The sequence below is a fragment of the Thermostichus sp. MS-CIW-36 genome (assembly GCF_054059035.1).
On record NZ_JBSSBR010000017.1, the window covers coordinates 12247 to 29876 of the forward strand.

A 17630-nucleotide genomic window follows, 5' to 3' on the forward strand; every position below is an offset into this window, starting at 1 on the left:
TTAGCCGAGTGCGCCGAACCGTGCCAGGAAGAACGCCCAGGTGGTGACGATCCCTCCCAACAGGTAGTGGGCCACACCGACCGCCCGACCCTGAATGATGCTCAGAGCGCGGGGTTGAATGGCCGGAGCAACTTTCAGCTTGTTGTGAGCCCAGACAATTGACTCAATGAGCTCCTGCCAGTAGCCGCGACCGCTGAACAGGAACATCAGGCTGAAGGCCCAGACAAAGTGAGCGCCCAAGAAGAGCAGCCCATAAGCCGACAGAGCCGAGCCGTAGGAGTTGATCACCTGCACCGATTGCGCCCACAGGAAGTCCCGCAACCAGCCGTTGATGTTAATGGCGCTGGCCGCAAAGTTGCCGCCGGTGATGTGCTCAATCGTGCCATCGGCGTTGACGGTGCCCCAGATGTCGCTCTGCATCTTCCAACTGAAGTGGAAGATCACGATGGAGATGCAGTTGTACATCCAGAACAGCCCCAGGAACACGTGATCCCAGCCGGAGACCTGGCAGGTGCCGCCGCGGCCCGGGCCATCGCAGGGGAAGCGGAAGCCCAATTTGCCTTTGTCCGGGATCAACCGGGAAGAGCGGGCAAACAACACCCCCTTGAGCAAAATCAGCACCGTAATGTGGATGGTCATGGCGTGGATGTGGTGCACCATGAAGTCCGCCGTGCCCAGCACCATGGGCATCATGGACACCTTGCCGCCCACAGCCACCACGTCGCCACCAAAGATGGGGCTAACCGAGGCGCCCACATAGGGAGCGGTGCTGGCAATGGCCGAAGTGTGCAGCGACTGGATCCACTGGGCAAAGATGGGCTGCAGTTGGATGCCGGTGTCCGAGAACATGTCCTGCGGACGGCCCAGGGCTTGCATCGTGTCGTTGTGGACGTAGAAGCCAAAGGCGTGGAAGCCCAAGAACAGACACACCCAGTTGAGGTGGCTGATGATGGCGTCGCGGTGGCGCAATACCCGATCCAACACGTTGTTGCGGTTCACCGCCGGGTCGTAGTCCCGCACCATGTAAATGGCCCCGTGGGCAGCACCCCCCACCACGAAGAAGCCGCCTATCCACATGTGGTGGGTAAACAGGGAGATCTGGGTGGCGTAGTCGATGCCCATGTAGGGGTAGGGGTTCATGGCGTACATGTGCTGGGCCACGATGATGCTCAGGGATCCCACCATGGCCAAGTTGATGGCCAGTTGGGCATGCCAGGAGGTGGTGAGCACTTCGTAGAGGCCCTTGTGGCCTTCGCCGGTGAAGGGGCCTTTGTGGGCTTCCAGGATCTCTTTAATGGAGTGGCCAATGCCCCAGTTGGTGCGGTACATGTGCCCGGCCACGATGAAGAGCACGGCAATGGCCAAGTGGTGGTGGGCTTGATCGGTTAGCCAGAGGGCGCCCGTTTGCGGATCCAGGCCACCCTTGAAGGTGAGAAACTCCGCGTACTTGCCCCAATCCAAGGTAAAGAAGGGCACCACCCCGCTGAAGATGCCCCAATCCACGCTGGGGAACATCTCCTTCATCAGGGCCGGGTTGAGGATGAACTCGTGGGGCAAGGGCACCTGGTCAGCCGGCACGCCCGCATCCAACATCTTGTTGATGGGAATGGACACGTGGATTTGGTGACCGGCCCAGGCCAAAGAACCCAGCCCCAGCAGGCCCGCCAGGTGGTGGTTGAGCATCGATTCCACATTTTGGAACCACTCCAGCTTGGGAGCCCGCTTGTGGTAGTGGAACCAGCCGGCGAACAGGCACAACCCGGCCATCACCAAGCCACCGATGGCGGTGCAGAGGAGTTGAAACTCGTTGGTGATGCCGGCAGCTCGCCAGAGGTGAAATAGACCAGAAGTAATGCGGATCCCTTCGAAGCCGCCACCCACATCCCCATTCAGGATCTCTTGGCCGAAGATGGGCCAGACCACTTGGGCGCTGGGCTTGACGTTGATCGGATCCGCCAGCCAAGCGGAATAGTTGGAGAACTGAGCTCCGTGGTAGTACATGCCGCTCAGCCAGACGAAAACCACTGCCAAGTGGCCGAAGTGAGCGGAAAAGATCTTACGAGAGACGTCTTCTAAGTCGCTGGTGTGACTGTCGAAGTCATGAGCAAGAGCATGGAGGTTCCAGATCCAGGTCGTGGTCTTGGGGCCACGGGATAGGCTGCGGTCGAAGTGCCCCGGCTTGGCCCATTTCTCAAATGAGGTGGGAACCGGATCCACATCAACCGACACCTTGACCTTCGGCTCTCGCTCCTTTGGCGTAGTTGTCATCAAGAACTCCTCTCTTGCGACAAGGAACGAAGCATCCCTACCCCTTGGCAGAAGATTCCCCCAGGGCAGGACTTACCTGGCATTATAGGTCAGGGTTTGTGAGCCCTCAGTTGCTTCACAATAATTAAACGAGGGATCCCTTGTCCCATCGAGGCTGGAGTCGATTGGCAATTGTTTTTTCGATCATAGATGTAAATATATGTAACGAATTTTCAGTCGACCCAATGGGTTCTAATGAAGGGTTGAAACCAGACAACAAGCAGCAAGGGATCCCCTGGGTGGGGATGTGTGGTAAAACCCTGGCAGCCGTTTTGCAGATGTCACCCTATGACCCTAGAAATTCCCCGTCGCCAATACGTCAGCAACTACGGCCCCACCGTAGGGGATCGGGTGCGCCTGGCGGATACCGAACTGATCATCGAGGTGGAGCAGGATTTCACCACCTACGGCGAGGAGATTAAGTTTGGGGGCGGCAAAACCATCCGCGATGGCATGGGGCAATCGCCGACGGCCACCCGCGCCAACGGGGCCTTGGATCTGGTGATCACCAACGCCCTGATCCTGGACTGGTGGGGCATTGTCAAGGCAGATGTGGGCATTCGCGATGGCTACATTGTCGGCATTGGCAAAGCCGGCAACCCCAACATCCAAGCGGGGGTGACGCCGGGCATGGTGGTTGGCCCCAGCACCGAGGTGATTGCCGGGGAAAACCTGATCCTGACAGCGGGCGGGATCGATGCCCATGTGCATTTCATCTGTCCGCAGCTGTGCGAGTTTGCCATCGCCTCGGGAGTGACCACCCTTTTGGGGGGCGGAACTGGGCCGGCCACAGGCAGCAACGCCACCACCTGCACCCCTGGAGCTTGGAACTTGGGCAAGATGTTGCAGGCGGCGGAGGGGTTCCCCGTCAATTTGGGCTTCTTTGGCAAGGGAAACGCGGCTTTTCCCGCAGCTTTGCGGGAACAGGTGGAAGCGGGGGCCTGCGGCCTCAAGATCCATGAAGATTGGGGATCCACGCCGGCAGTGATCGATAGCTGCCTGCAGGTCGCGGATGAGTACGACATCCAAACCCTCATCCACACCGATACTTTAAATGAATCGGCTTTTGTGGAAGATACCATCGCCGCCATCAATGGCCGCACCATTCACACCTTTCACACCGAGGGGGCCGGGGGTGGGCATGCCCCCGACATCATCCGCATTGCCTCCGAGCCCAACGTGCTGCCCAGCTCCACCAATCCCACCCGCCCGTTTACCCGCAACACCATCGAAGAGCATCTGGACATGCTGATGGTGTGTCACCACCTGAGCAAGAATGTGCCGGAGGATATTGCTTTTGCCGAAAGCCGCATTCGCCCCCAAACCATCGCCGCCGAGGACATCTTGCATGACATGGGGGTGTTCAGCATCATCTCTTCCGACTCCCAGGCCATGGGCCGGGTGGGGGAGGTAATCATCCGCACTTGGCAGACGGCTCACAAGATGAAGGTGCAGCGGGGGCCTCTGCCGCAGGACAGCAGCCGCAACGACAACTTCCGGGCCAAGCGTTACGTAGCCAAGTACACCATCTGCCCCGCCATCGCCCAAGGACTCAGCCACGTCATCGGGTCGGTGGAGGTGGGAAAACTGGCGGATCTGTGTCTGTGGAAGCCGGCCTTTTTTGGGGTTAAGCCGGAAATCGTCCTGAAGGGGGGCCTGATTGCCTACGCCCAGATGGGGGATCCCAATGCTTCCATTCCAACCCCGCAGCCGGTGTACCCCCGCCCCATGTTCGGCAGCTTTGGCCGCGCCTTGACCGAGACCAGCCTGCTCTTTGTCTCCCAGGCTGCCCTAGACCTGGGGATCCCGGAGAAATTGGGGATCCAGCGCCGGGCCGTAGCGGTCAAAAACTGCCGCGAGATCGGCAAAGCGGATTTGAAACTCAATACCGCCACTCCTCACATTGAGGTGAACCCGGAGACCTATGAAGTGCGGGCCGATGGAGAGCTGCTCACCTGTGAGCCGGCAGAGGTGCTGCCTATGGCGCAGCGGTATTTTCTGTTCTAATTTTGGGAGAGTTTGAGAGCTCTATTGAGCGTTTGATCGGTAACTCAAGCATGGGCCACCTTGTTCTCCGCCACCTCAGCAAGCGCTTCCACAAGGGAGGGATCCCTGTCCTCAGGGATTTGTCTTTGAGCGTGGAGGCAGGGGAGATCTTCGCCCTGCTGGGGCCGTCGGGCTGCGGCAAGTCCACCACCCTCAATCTCATCGCCGGCCTGCTGGAGCCGGATCCCTTGCCCTATCCGGGGGAAATCTGGCTGGACGGGATCCCCCTCAACCCTCTGCCGCCGGAACGGCGCGGCGTGACTTTGCTGTCCCAACACAGCCGCCTGTTTCCCCACCTGAGCGTGGGGGAGAATGTTGCTTTTGGCCTGAAAATGCGGGGCATTCCCCGGGCAGAGCGGGAGGCTGCCGCCTGGCGCATGTTGGAGCGGGTGCAATTGCCCGGCTTTGCTCAGCGTCGGCCCAGTCAGCTTTCTGGCGGACAAGCGCAGCGGGTGGCCCTGGCGCGGGCTTTGGTGATTCGGCCCAAGGTGCTGCTGTTGGATGAACCTTTATCGGCCCTGGATGCCAACCTGCGCCAAGAGATGCAGGCCCTCATCCTGGAGCTGCAGGCGGAAACAGGGGTGACGACGGTGCTGGTTACCCACGATCAAGCAGAAGCCACAGCCATGGCCCAACGCATCGGCCTGATGTTTGAGGGGCAGCTACACCAGGTGGGATCCCCTGTGGAGTTCTATCAGCAGCCGCGCTCCGAGCGCATTGCCCGCTTTTTTGGCGGGGTCAATTTTTTCGATGTGCAGGCGGAGGGTCACCAACTTCGCCTCAACGACGGGATCCGCTTGAAAAGCGCCGTGCCACTTCAAGGTCAGGTGCGGCTGACGGTGCGTCCGGAACAGGTGCAGGTGCTTCCCCAGCCGCCCGGCTTGGCCGACAATGTTTTCTCCGCTCAAGTGATGGCGGAACGCTTTGCGGGCACCCAGCGACGGCTGACCTTGCAAGCCCCTTGGGGCAGTCTGCAGGCTTGGGTGGCTCCCCACCAGGTGTTTGCGCCGGGGCAGGCAGTGTGGATCCATTTGCCGCCAGAGGCTCTGTGGCCTGTGGGGGTTGGCGGGGATCCCTCACCCCCGGCCCTTTTCCCAAAGGAAGAGGGGAGAGTATGACTCTAGTCAATGATATGCTGGACTATACTGGAAATAACGTATAGTATGTTCAGCATGGCTGCTTAGTATGGCTAGGTATGTGAAACCGAGAGAAGCGGCGGACTATTTCGGGGTATGTCTCCACACTTTGAGGCGATGGGAACAGAAAGGTTGGATCAAGGCAATACGCACACCATCCGGTAGGGCGAGAAGGTATGACCTCGACAGCTACATCAAAACGCCAAGAAAAGTCAAACGAGTCGTTTTGTACGCCCGAGTCAGCAGCCGAGGGCAGAAGCCAGACTTGGAGAGACAGATTGCAAGGCTGGTTAGCCTCTATCCTGGAGCCGAAGTGGTCGGAGAGATTGGCGGCGGTCTCGACTTCAAAAGACCAAAGTTCCTTGCCTTATTGGAGCGAGTTCGTACAGGAGATGTCGGAACAATTGTGGTCGCTCACAGGGATCGACTCTGCCGGTTTGGATTTGAGTTCGTTGAGTGGTACTGCCGTCAATACGGCTGCGAGGTCTTGGTTCTCGATGACGATCACCTTTCTCCCCAACAGGAACTGGTTGAGGATATCCTCACCATCCTGCACTGCTTCAGCAGTCGGCTCTACGGACTCAGGAAATATCGGGCTGCAATCGAGAAAGATACGGATTTATCCGGAGCCAGCGCTGGCTAAAGTCTGGAAGCGGTGGCAAGCGGCGTGCCGGTACTGCTACAACCAAGCGATTGCCTATCAGCGTCAGCATGGCACTACTAAAACCCCAGAAAAGCTGCGGAATATTATCCTGCAATCGGACTTGCCGCAGTGGGTGAAGGAAGCCCCCTGCCACATTAAGCAGAACGCCGTCATGGAGGCATGGCAAGCGTTTCGCCAAAGCAAGGAAGCTCGGTTTCGCAGTGTGAGGGATAAGACCCACACCTTGCAGTTCAACAACAGTAATTTCAGTCAGGGCAGGTGGTATCCGAAGCTCACGAAGGGTTTGTCGTTTACGGCGTCAGAAGCGGTGCCGCAAAAGTGTGCCTATGGGACTAAGCTAATGCGGGTGAAAGACAGATGGTATGCCATCGTTCCTGAGCCCGTGAACGAGCAGTGTTCATTAGCAAAGGGGGTTGTTGCGCTTGACCCTGGGGTAAGAAGTTTCTTTACAGGGTTTGATGGGGCAGGTTTTGTAGATATTGCCAAGGGGGACTTCGGTAGAATCGTTCGGCTGTGCTACCACCTAGACGATCTGCAATCTAGGCTGAGTAAAGCACCGAGACCCAAGCGTAGGCGAATGCGGCAAGCGGCGTTTCGTCTGCGGGAACGCATCAGGGACTTGGTGGACGAGTGCCATCGCAAGGTAGCGGCGTTCCTGACGGATAACTACCGATTGATATTTCTCCCCACTTTCGAGTCAGCCAAGATGGTTGCCAAGGCGGGGAGGAAGTTTGGTAGCAAGACGGCGAGGGCGATGCTCACCTGGGCGCACTATCGGTTCAAGCAGTTCCTGAAGTTTCAAGCCAAAAAGAAAAACGTGGTCGTCGTGGAAGTATCGGAAGCGTACACCAGTAAAACCTGTACCAAGTGTGGGCACATCCACACTAAATTAGGTGGCGCAAAGGTGTTTAGATGCCCAAAGTGCAACCACAGGCTACCACGAGATTGGCAAGGCGCTCTGGGTGTTATGCTCAGGGCTTTGCGGGATACCGCCTTTCTGTTTGGACTCCGTCCCGCTGACGCGACCGCGTCAGCGTCGCGTAGCGACAACGGAAACGGACAGAATGCTATCGCTTCACCGTTGAGCAGTAATGCTCAGCAGTGTTCAGCGTAAATGTATCAGTTTAAGTTGAATCTGGAACCTGAAAGTTGGATGGGGGTGGAGGCAAGGCTATGCAACCCAAAAGCGTTTTCTGGAAGCGGCGGCAGGTGTTGGCCGGCCTGGGATCCCTGGGAGCTTGGGCGTTGAGTCAAGGCTCTCCGTTTGCCCAGAATACCTCACAGAGTTCGGTGGATCTGGGATCCCTGAGCTGGGCAGACATTCTGGAGCGGGCGCGAGGCAGCTCTGTCAACTGGGCCATGTGGAGCGGCAGCGAGGCCATCAATGGCTTCGTGGATGGCTGGGTGAAAAGCCAGTTGCAGGAGCGTTATGGCATTCGCTTGAACCGGATCCCGCTCACGGATACCGTTGAAGCAGTCAACAAGGTGATTGGGGAGGTACAGGCCGGGCTGCTCAGCGGCGGCAGCATCGATCTCATCTGGATCAATGGCAACAACTTCCGCACCCTCAAGCAGGGGAATTTGCTCTTCGGCCCTTTTGCTGAGAAATTGCCCAGCTTGCCCTTCTACGATCCCGCCGATATTGCAACGGATTTTGGCCTGCCCACCGAGGGCTATTCTGCACCCTACACCGGCAACTACTTTTTGATGGCCTATGATGCCGAGCGGGTACCCAATCCCCCCCAGAGCTACGCCGAACTGTTGGCTTGGGCAGAGGCCAATCCAGGGCGATTTACCTACGTGGCCCCGCCGGATTTTCATGGCAGCCGCTTTTTGTTGAGCGCCTTCTACGGCGTGACCGGGGGCTATGCCCAGTACAGCGGGCCGGACTTCGATGCCGATCTCTGGGCGCGACAATCCCCTGCCCTGGTGGAATACCTGAGAAAGCTGGATCCCTTCCTGTGGAGACAGGGCCAAACCTACCCGCCCACCTTTGCCCGCCTGGCGGAGCTTTTTGCCAACGGCGAAGTGTGGCTCATCCCCACCTTTATCGATCAGGTGATCTTGCGCAAGGGCAACGGCCAATTTCCCCCCAGCACCACCCCCTATGGGATCCCGGGCACCAGCTTGATCGATCCCTCGTTCACGGCCATTCCCATCAATGCGGCCAATCCTTGGGGGGCGATGGTCTTGGCAGAGGTTTTGGCCAGCCCGGAGGGGCAATTGGAAAAGTTCAAGCCGGAGGTCTGGGGGGATCTGCCGCTCATTGATGTCAGCCGGTTGTCTGCCGACTACCAAACAGCTTTTGCCCAGCTGGAGGCTGCCGCCGGGATCCCCATTCAAGAGGCCATTGCTGGGGCAGTGCCCATCGTGAACTCCGAATACACGGTGCAACTGGAGGCCCTCTGGCAGCAACAAGTCTTGCCGGGATAGGGGTCACCCAGCCTCTCTCTCTTGGGGATCCGACATTGCGGGCAATGGTGGAGCAGGATCCTCACCTTGGGGCAACCAAACTTGGAAGTGGGTCCATCCGTCCGAGCTGTTGACGGAGATATTCCCCCCCATATGCTCCACCAGTTGCTTCACCAAAGCCAGCCCCAGGCCGGTGCCGCCGTGCTTCCAGCGATCCGATTGCGGGATCCGGTAAAACTTTTCAAAGATGCGGGGCAGCTCTGCTGTTGGGATCTCGCTGCTGTTGCTGCAGACGAAGAGGATCCCCTGCCCTTCTGAGACAACCCGCAGGTGGATGGATCCCTCAGGGGCCGTGTACTTGATGGCGTTGTGCAGCAGCTCGCGCAGAATGCGCCCCAAGCAGGTGGGGTCGGCCCAAAGCGAGGGGATCCCTGCCTCCAGGTGCAGTTGCAGGTGTTGATGTTTGGCTTGGACCAAAGGCTGAGCCCCGTCCAGCAAATCTTGTAAATACCGCGGCAGAAAAATATTCTCTGGTTGCAGCAGATACGTCCCGGCTTCCAGCCGTCGCATATCCAGCAGGTCGTTGATGAGCTCGATTTGCCGGTTGCACTCTTTCAGGGCAATGGTGAAGTAGTGCTGCTGTTTCTCGGGGTTATCGCGGGTCATTTGCAGCATTTGCAAGGCCATGCGCACATTGGTCATGGGGGTGCGCAGCTCGTGGGAGACGGTGCTGAGGAAATCATCCTTCAGCAGATTCAGCCGCTCCAATTCCTTCACCTGCGCTTGGGCTGCTTGGTACAAACGGGCTTGGCGGATGGCCAGGGCACACAAGTTGGCCACCTGATAGGCCAGTTGAATCTCGTCTTCGGAAAACTCTTGCTCCGGCAGCCGCTCCAACAGCAAAGCTCCCAGCCGCTTCTCTTTGTCCCAAAGGGTGCAGGCCAGCAGCCGCACCCAGCGTCCTTCCTTCCGACAACAGCAGTGGATTTCCCATTTCTGCTGTGAGGAAGAATGGGACTGCAGCAGGCGCAAGAACTCCGGGTCGCTGGCGTAGTCTCGGCCATGCAAGGGATCCGCCCTGTCGCCCTGAGCTGCATCAGAAGAGAGAAGGGGGGAGTAGCAGTAGCCAGGGATCCAGGTTGACCCATCTTCTAAAAGCAGCAGGATTTGGCAGCAGGTCAGGCTTAGCGCTTCGGCAAGGGCTCTGACCACTTCTTCCAGGATTTCCCCCTCGTTTAGGCTGACCACCATCCGGCTGCTGATGGCGCGCAGCACCCCCTCAAAATGCAAGGCTTGCTGCAGCTTGGCCGTGCGCAGCTCCACCTGGGCTTCCAGCTCCCGGTTGAGGGCCTGCAACTGCTGTTCTGCCCGTTTCTGCTCGGTGATCTCCCGCCCCACCGATAGGATCTCCACCAGGCGGCCTCGGCTGTCGAAAATGCCCTGATCTACCCAGCTAATCCAGCGGGACTGGCCGTCTTTGCCGGGGTACTCCCGCTCGCTGCTGTAAAAGGGACTTTCGGGAGTGAGGGCGGCAAAAGCTTGCAACACTTCCTCCCGCTCTTCTTCCGGCAGCCGATCCCGCCAAGGTTGGCCCACCACCTCCTCTGCCCGCCGACCGAAGAAGCGCAAGTAGGCAGGATTGACGAAGGTGATGCAGGTATCGGGCCGAAAGCGGCAAATGAGCTCTGTCTGCTGCTCTACCACGGCGCGGTATTCTTGCTGCTGCTGCCACAGACGATCCAGCAGCGCCTGCTGAGCTGCTGCCGCCTGCTGCCAAGCTTTGGCCAGGGTCTGCACCTCTTGGATGGGGCCGGGATCCAAAGGGGGCCAGGGCTGGAAGCCGCTTTGGATAAATTGCTCGGCGATTTGGGTGAGGCGGCGCAGGGGACGGGAGAGAGCTTCGCCGAGGAGGATCCCTGTCCCCAGCATGCTCAGCAATAGCCCACCCCCCAGCAGCGCAGCCTGTTGGGCGCCCCGATGGACTTCGGCCAGAAGGGTTGCCTCTGGGATCCCATGCACAAAATAAAAGCCCAGCCTCCCTTTACTCTGGAGGGACTCCACCTCCACCCAGTAGGGGATCCCGCCAACCACGAGGCGCAGCGAATCTTGGGAAGAGGCCGTCCCCCAGGAGCCCACCTGCTCTTGCACGGCCACCAGCAGCGGATGGGGAGCAGGCCCCGCCGTACTGGCCACCACTTGCCCCTCTTCGTCCAGCAGAAAGCTCACCCCCACAGCAGAGCTGCCTTGTACTCGTTCCAGAAAAGCCTGAAGCTGCTGAATGGACAGGGAAGCCAATAAGCTGCCGTAAACCCGCCCCCCCGAGTCGGTCAGGGATAGGGACGTCAGGATCAGCCGCTCTGGATCCTGGGCAGGAAGCTCCGCAAAAAATCGGGTTACCACCCAAGTGTCGCGGATCCCTTCCGACTGCAGGAGCTGGGGAAACCAGAACAACCGCCTCAAATCCACAAAGCCTAACTGCCTCCTCAGGCCAGTGGGATCCCCTGTCTCTGGATCCCGTTGGCAGCCCTGGACGGATCCCGGCAACAGGCCGAGTGTATGGTAAGTCCAGATCGACCCATCGGCGTGACGGCGGGCAATCACAAACCCCCCTTGAGCCGAGACAAAGCCGACATAGCTGAGCTCAGGAAATGGCTGCAACTGGCGGGCAAAGTGAGCTTCCAGCACCTCTAGATCGGCTGGGCTGGGGGTTGTCAAATCGGGCAGCAGCCCCCCCCTCACTGCCCCTTGATTGAGGGCATTGATCTGAAGGGGAATTTGCAAATATCTGGCAAGATGCTCTTCGGTGCGGTCGGTAACTTCCCGCCTCAGTTGCTCCGTCAAGCGCAGCGCCAGGTGTCGCCCGCCCTGCCAGGAGAGATAGGCCACTCCCCCCACTCCCCCTGCTACTGAGAGCACTAGGGGCAGCAGCAACGCCACCCGCAAAGGAATGGAGCGGAAAGGCCACCGGGATCGCACTTCAGAAGAACTAGGGGAAGACAGCATGGGATCCCTCACAGAACCTCAGGCTTGGGGAGGTTCCAAAGCCCGCTGCAGAGTGCCAAGGCCGATCTCGGCCGCAATAGCCAGAAGGGCCACTGGAACCGCCCCCACCAGCAAGATGGCGTTGTCGTAGAGGGCAAACCCTAGGGTAATGAAAGTACCCAGCCCTCCTGCGCCGATAAACGCTGCCAGAGTAGCACTGGCAATCACCTCAATGGTAGCCGTTTTAACACCGGCCAAGATCACCGGCAAGGCCAAAGGGATCTCCACGTGCCGCAGTACCTGGCCAGGAGTCATGCCCATGCTCAGGGCAGCTTCCCGCAGGGCCGGCTCAAGGCTGCGGAAGGCCACATCCGTGCTGATCAGAATGGGGGGCAAAGCCAGGAGGGTTAGCGCGACAACTGCCGAACGGAAGCTGAGGCCGAAATAGGGGATGGCCAAAAACAAAATGGCCAAACTGGGGATCACCCGCAGGCTGCTAAACGCATTGATCACCACCAGGGAAAGCATCTGGGAGCGGGAGCTGAAAAAGCCCAGCGGCAAACCCAACAGCAGCCCCATTCCCAAAGGCACCGCCACCAGTTGCAGGTGTTGGACGAAAGCTTGAAACAGCATGTCGCTGTGGTTCTGGGCGTAGCTGAGGGAGCGGGCCAAAAGGCTCATCTAGAGGTGTGTGGATGACAGAGGGATCCAAGACAAGCCCCAGTGTAGCGCCGGCAGGCGATCTTGACAGTGCGGAATAGTGCAGAGCGGGGATTTAGCACCAATCAGGGAGATGGGGTCACTCCAATTTCGGTCTCCGACCTGCTAACGCGGTGCAATCAACCTCAACTTTCTCCCAAGGATTAGAACCCACAGCGCCGCCTGCCGACAAAAATAACCATCTGTTTCACTGCCCATCTGAGTTGCCGTCTGTGTCCTGCCCGTCTCCCTCGATCTCGTCTGGATCCCTGCTTGGGGCTTGGTTAGCCTCTCGCTCCTGCAAACGGCGGATTTGGGAGCGCACCTGCAGAGCAATCTGTAAAGCAGTCTCCAGGATACGACCCTGTTCGCTGGCCTGCTCGCTCACCTGCAGAGCTGTCAAAGCTGCCAAGTTATCGCCGAAGAACTCGCTCTGCTGCTCGATCAGGTCTTCGTTTTGCCGCAAGATCCGTTCGGTTTTCAAGGCGCGGATGAGATCGGCCCGGGTCAGCTTCAGCGCTTCGATCACCTCAGCCTTCTGGGCCAGCTTCACCTCGGGGTTGCCCGCTTCCACCAACTGGTCGTTGACGTGGATGGCCTGGATGATTCGGTTGTAGCGATCCACTTCCCCCAGCAAGTTCAACAGCAGCGGCATGCGACGGCTGCGGAAAATCCAATAGGCTTGGCCCAGGGCGGCAATAGCCGCCAGGATCCCCCATTCCACCAGCCAAGTGCCCCAAGTGGCCTGTAGGCCAGAGATCCAAATCCGCCCCACCAGGGTAAGTAGGGATCCCCCTGTCCAGAAGGTCAAGAAACGCAAGAACAAGTCCAGCGTCACCAGCAAGCGTAGGAGATCCCAGAAAGCGGAGAACTGGCGCAGGCGATCCTTAAAGCGACGAGCAGGCTGAGGCCGATACAACCAAGCCACCGGCACTTGAGAGAGGCTTTCAACTTGAGCTGGGGAGATGATCAGCTCTTGTAAGTCCCGCTGCATCGCCATTTGCTCTGCTGAGGCTGGGAAGTTTTCCCATTGTACTTGCGACCTTGAGCAGCTTGGGCTTGCTCAGGGATCCCTTCCCAGAAGGGAAGCTGCCTGGCCAAGTCTCGATAGAATGGGGTTCGCTGGGCTGTTTGCGTCTTCACGCCCTCGTGCTCACGTTGTAGGGCAACAGTGAGACACAAGACAGCTCGTCAAACGCAAAGGAGAAGAGCAGGGTGACCAGCCAATTGCGCCAACTGAAGGCCCATCTCGCTGAACCGGAAAACTTTGCCCCCTACGGACAGGTCATTTGCCCCACTCCCGATCACAAACCCTTCGACAGTCAAGATGCTCAGTTGTTCTTGAATCAAGGGCAGCCCCGCTTTTACATCATGCGCTTGCCTCGCCGCGGCCTCAAGTTTACTCAGATCACCCACCACATCCGCTGCACCCAGTGCCTGGGATCCCTGAATGGCAAGGAGTGGTTTATTGGTGTTGCACCCCCTGCCGATGAGCTGCACGTGGATCAGATTCAAGCCTTTCGGGTGCCTGGGGATCGCTTTATCAAACTGGAGATGGGTACCTGGCATGCCGGCCCCTATTTTGACCACGAAGAGTTCATCGATTTCTACAACTTGGAGCTGGCCGACACCAACATCACCGATCACGAAACCATAAACTTACTCCAAACCTACAACCTGGAGTTCCAGATCACCCCCTGACAAGCTTTTGGGGATCCCTTATCAATCGGGCAAAAAGCAGCATTGATCATTGATCACAGCAATCTTTCGCTTGAGCGCAAGAAGAGCATGCCTCTAACCCCCAAAACCCTGAACTTTGCTGAATTTACTGAGCTTTAGGCGGTTTGGCAAAAGTCATTGAGAGGGATATAGTAGACCAAGTTTCCCCCTGATCCTTGAGTCCACCGCAACGGTTGCCGGGAAGTGAAGGGGGAAAGCGCTCGGGGGGTATTCCTCAGGGCTTTGCGGGATACCGCCTTCCTGTTTGGACTCCGTCCCGCTGACGCGAACAGAGATAGGCAGGATGCGATCGCTTCTTTCCTGAACCATGTTCAGGAGAGTTCAGCGTGAATGTATCAGTTGTGGGGATCCGTACTCCACTATGGGTGGAGAGAAAAAGTGGGCTTGGATCCCAGTCCTGGTGGATGTAGCCGACTTGGGTGAGCGTTCCTTGACTTGGGCTTAAGTTATACCCTTGTCGCCATGGATCTTGGTGCTGTAACCCACCTGGCCAGGTGATAGAACAGGGTCAAACCCAGCAGCATTTGGGAGGTTTGTTGTCATGGCTACGTTGCAACCCAAAGTGACCCACCAGCTTTTGGCGGCCTTAGCCCTGTTTGCCTGTCTGGGCTTGTTGCCTGCTTGTGGCGAGAGCAGCAGCAGCACCGTCAGCCCCCCCAGCATCACCCCCACCCCCACCGGCTCATAATTCGGCTGGTTTTTGCATGCCCTTGCAGCGGTTGCCCAAGTTGGTTCAGCTTTGGGCTTTGAGGATCGCGGGGATCTTTTGTCTTTGTCTGCTGGCGGCCTGTGGAGGATCCCCTACCTCGATGGAGCCACCGCGGGCAGGGGAAGTGCCGATTGCCAGCTTCCTGTGCCGGTTGGATCGCCAGACCCGCAGCTTCACGGGGCCTATTTACGCCGAACAGCCCCAGGTTGCCACCTGCAACCCCGGTCGCCTTACGCCTGCAGCAGCCCAAAAGATGATGGATCGGCTGAATTTTCTACGGCTGTTGCACCAGTTACCGCCGGTGAAGCTCAATCCTCAGTTCCTAGAAGCCGCCCAGCAAGCGGCCTTGATGCAGGTAGCCAATGGTACTCTCAGCCACCAGCCGCCCCCTTCTTGGCGCTGCTTTACCCCTGCTGGGGAGGCGGGATCCCGCTTCAGCAACCTGGCGGTTGGGCCCATCCTAGAGCTGAACGGCCCCGATCCAGGCCGGGTGTTGGCGCGGCAGGTGGACATCTATTTTGCCGAGCCAGGTCGAGAAAACTTTGTGGATGTGGGGCATCGCCGTTGGAACCTGTATCCTCAGTACGCCCAAGGGGCTTACGGCATTGTCTTTGACCCACGGGCCGGACGGGTGACCCAGGCCAACGCCAACTGGATCTTCGGTTTTGACGAGTCGGTGCCAGATCCAGAGTTCATCGCCTTCCCGGAGAAAGACGGCTACCTCTACCGCCTAGAAGGGTTTTCCGGCCAGCCCCTGTCTGCCTACCGCTGGTCTTTCTCGGTGCCCAGCCGTGGCGGCAAGGCTGATCTCAGCCAAGCCCAAGTCCGCATCACCGATGCCCTCACCGGTGAGCCGGTGCCTGTTGGAGATCTCCGCGTGGGGGATCCCGCCTTTGGCCTGGAAACTTTGACCTACTCCGTGGGTTCGATCCAGCCCAATCGCAACTACACCTTTGAAATTAGCGGCATTCGCCTCAACGGTGGCCCCCCCCGCAGCTATCGCTACACCACCGCTCTCTACGACTGCGATCCCCAAACTTCCCAACGGCCCGCACCCCTCACCGAAGGGCTGGGGATCCCGCCCCGTCTGCTCTGGCAGAGGGAGCCTTTCAACTCTTTCAACCCTCTCAACTAGCTTTTCCTCACCCCCAGCCCCTTTCCCAAAGGGGAGAGAGGAGTCTGCTGCTCCTGGAAGCTTGACTTTATGCATAAAGCGCAATTCGAGAATGACAAAACTGCATAACCTGTTACAAAGTGTAACTGCCAATACCAAAGTTAACGGTTCGTTATCGCTAGGGTAGCCAGTGTTCACCCCACGGCAGCGATCATGGCGAACCAATTTGAACGCCTCAAAAGCGAAAAGGATGGGCTGGCGGTCAAGGCCGAGCTGGAGGCGTTTGCCCGGATGGGTTGGGAGAACATTCCTGAAGACGACCGGGATCACCGCCTCAAGTGGCTGGGGATCTTCTTTCGCAAGCGCACCCCAGGTCAGTTCATGCTGCGGCTGCGCCTGCCCAATGGGATCCTAACCAGCGGCCAAATGCGGATGTTGGGCGCAATCATCCACCCCTATGGAGAACAGGGCGTAGCCGACATCACCACCCGGCAGAACCTGCAACTGCGGGGCATCCCCATCGAGGAAATGCCCCAGATCCTGGGCTACCTGAAAGAGGTAGGCCTGACCAGCATCCAGTCGGGCATGGACAACGTGCGCAACATCACGGGATCCCCTCTGGCCGGTATTGACCCGGATGAGCTGATCGACGTGCGCGGCCTCACTCGCAAGGTGCAGGACATGATCACCAACAACGGCGAGGGCAACCCTTCCTTCAGCAACCTGCCGCGCAAGTTCAACATCGCCATCTGCGGTTGTCGCGACAACTCGGTGCATGCCGAGATCAACGACCTGGCCTTTGTGCCCGCCTTCAAAAATGGCCGCCTGGGCTTCAACGTCCTGGTGGGCGGCTTTTTCTCTGCTCGCCGCTGCGCCGAGGCAATTGGCCTAGATGTCTGGGTGGATCCCCGCGATGTAGTTCCCCTGTGCGAGGCGGTGCTGCTGGTCTACCGGGATCACGGCCTGCGGGCCAACCGGCAAAAGGCGCGGTTGATGTGGCTCATTGACGAGTGGGGCCTAGAGAAGTTCCGGGCGGCTGTGGAGCGCCAGATAGGCCACCCTCTGCCCAGGGCAGCGGAAAAAGACGAGGTGGTCTGGCACAAGCGGGATCTGCTGGGGGTGCATGCCCAGAAGCAGCCGGGCCTCAACTTTGTCGGCCTGCATGTGCCGGTGGGGCGGCTCAACGCCCTGGAGATGATGGAGCTGGCCCGCTTGGCGGAGGTGTACGGCTCCGGGGAGCTGCGGCTGACAGTGGAGCAGAACGTGCTCATCCCCAATGTGCCCGACTCCCGAGTGGCCCCGCTCCTCAAAGAGCCGCTCTTGAAGAAGTTCTCCCCCAACCCAGGGCCCTTGCAGCGGGGGTTGGTGTCCTGCACGGGCAACCAGTTCTGCAACTTTGCCCTTATCGAGACCAAAAACCGGGCTGTGGCCTTGATGGAGGAGCTGGAGGCGGAGCTGGAGATCCCCCAAACGGTGCGCATCCACTGGACGGGCTGCCCCAACTCCTGCGGCCAACCCCAAGTAGCCGATATCGGCCTTATGGGCACCACTGCTCGCAAGGACGGCAGGGTGGTGGAGGCCGTGGACATCTACATGGGGGGAGAGGTGGGCAAAGACGCCAAGCTGGGCGAATGCGTGCGCAAAGGGATCCCTTGCGAAGACCTCAAGCCGGTCTTGGTGGAGCTGCTCATTGAACACTTTGGGGCCAAGCCGCGTCAGCATCCGTCCGCCGCCCAGGCTTCTGTTTTGGTAACCCGCTAGCGGTTCTGTTGCCGTCCTGAAAGTTTTTCTTTCTTCGTCGTTGTAAATCTTGGAGGTTTC

Annotated in this window: 13 protein-coding genes; 9 read left to right on the plus strand and 4 right to left on the minus strand. The window is 58.8% G+C overall.

The window, feature by feature from the left end:
• Window positions 1-2268: a photosystem I core protein PsaA gene (psaA, locus tag ACVWVQ_RS08770; RefSeq protein WP_457508016.1), complete on the minus strand. Its 2268-nt coding sequence runs from the start codon at window positions 2266-2268 to the stop codon at window positions 1-3.
• Window positions 2269-2595: 327 nt separating this feature from the next.
• Here psaA and ureC point away from each other — a divergent pair, with 327 nt between their 5' ends.
• The 5 genes from ureC to ACVWVQ_RS08795 all read left to right on the plus strand — a co-directional run bounded on the left by ureC (window position 2596) and on the right by ACVWVQ_RS08795 (window position 8586).
• Complete coding sequence (gene ureC / locus ACVWVQ_RS08775; protein WP_457508018.1) at window positions 2596-4314, plus strand: urease subunit alpha; 1719 nt, start codon at window positions 2596-2598, stop codon at window positions 4312-4314.
• A gap of 50 nt (window positions 4315-4364) precedes the next feature.
• A complete protein-coding gene (locus tag ACVWVQ_RS08780) occupies window positions 4365-5471 on the plus strand; it encodes an ABC transporter ATP-binding protein (protein ID WP_457508020.1) in 1107 nt (368 codons plus the stop codon).
• A gap of 67 nt (window positions 5472-5538) precedes the next feature.
• A complete protein-coding gene (locus tag ACVWVQ_RS08785; RefSeq protein ID WP_457508022.1) occupies window positions 5539-6132 on the plus strand; it encodes an IS607 family transposase in 594 nt (197 codons plus the stop codon).
• A complete protein-coding gene (locus tag ACVWVQ_RS08790; protein ID WP_457508058.1) occupies window positions 6020-7267 on the plus strand; it encodes an RNA-guided endonuclease InsQ/TnpB family protein in 1248 nt (415 codons plus the stop codon). Before ACVWVQ_RS08785 ends, ACVWVQ_RS08790 begins: the two co-directional genes overlap by 113 nt.
• Before the next feature lie 59 nt (window positions 7268-7326).
• Window positions 7327-8586: an ABC transporter substrate-binding protein gene (locus tag ACVWVQ_RS08795; protein ID WP_457508024.1), complete on the plus strand. Its 1260-nt coding sequence runs from the start codon at window positions 7327-7329 to the stop codon at window positions 8584-8586.
• 3 nt (window positions 8587-8589) lie between these two features.
• On the opposite strand, the gene ACVWVQ_RS08800 is transcribed toward ACVWVQ_RS08795, so the two are convergent.
• The 3 genes from ACVWVQ_RS08800 to ACVWVQ_RS08810 form a co-directional block, all read right to left on the minus strand.
• Window positions 8590-11568: an ATP-binding protein gene (locus tag ACVWVQ_RS08800; RefSeq protein WP_457508026.1), complete on the minus strand. Its 2979-nt coding sequence runs from the start codon at window positions 11566-11568 to the stop codon at window positions 8590-8592.
• Window positions 11569-11586: 18 nt separating this feature from the next.
• Window positions 11587-12228: an ABC transporter permease gene (locus ACVWVQ_RS08805; RefSeq protein ID WP_414351185.1), complete on the minus strand. Its 642-nt coding sequence runs from the start codon at window positions 12226-12228 to the stop codon at window positions 11587-11589.
• A gap of 226 nt (window positions 12229-12454) precedes the next feature.
• On the minus strand, window positions 12455-13246 hold the full coding sequence (locus ACVWVQ_RS08810) for a hypothetical protein (RefSeq protein ID WP_457508028.1): 792 nt from the start codon (window positions 13244-13246) through the stop codon (window positions 12455-12457).
• A 215-nt stretch (window positions 13247-13461) separates the two neighbouring features.
• Here ACVWVQ_RS08810 and ACVWVQ_RS08815 point away from each other — a divergent pair, with 215 nt between their 5' ends.
• From ACVWVQ_RS08815 to ACVWVQ_RS08830, 4 genes are all read left to right on the plus strand, one after another.
• Window positions 13462-13947: an ureidoglycolate lyase gene (locus ACVWVQ_RS08815; RefSeq protein WP_011431703.1), complete on the plus strand. Its 486-nt coding sequence runs from the start codon at window positions 13462-13464 to the stop codon at window positions 13945-13947.
• Between the two features lie 580 nt (window positions 13948-14527).
• Window positions 14528-14674: a hypothetical protein gene (locus tag ACVWVQ_RS08820; protein WP_187147246.1), complete on the plus strand. Its 147-nt coding sequence runs from the start codon at window positions 14528-14530 to the stop codon at window positions 14672-14674.
• A 16-nt stretch (window positions 14675-14690) separates the two neighbouring features.
• Complete coding sequence (locus ACVWVQ_RS08825) at window positions 14691-15830, plus strand: CAP domain-containing protein (RefSeq protein ID WP_457508030.1); 1140 nt, start codon at window positions 14691-14693, stop codon at window positions 15828-15830.
• A gap of 192 nt (window positions 15831-16022) precedes the next feature.
• Window positions 16023-17570, plus strand: coding sequence for a ferredoxin--nitrite reductase (locus ACVWVQ_RS08830; RefSeq protein WP_414389720.1), 1548 nt, complete (start codon window positions 16023-16025; stop codon window positions 17568-17570).
• Window positions 17571-17630: the final 60 nt, after the last annotated feature.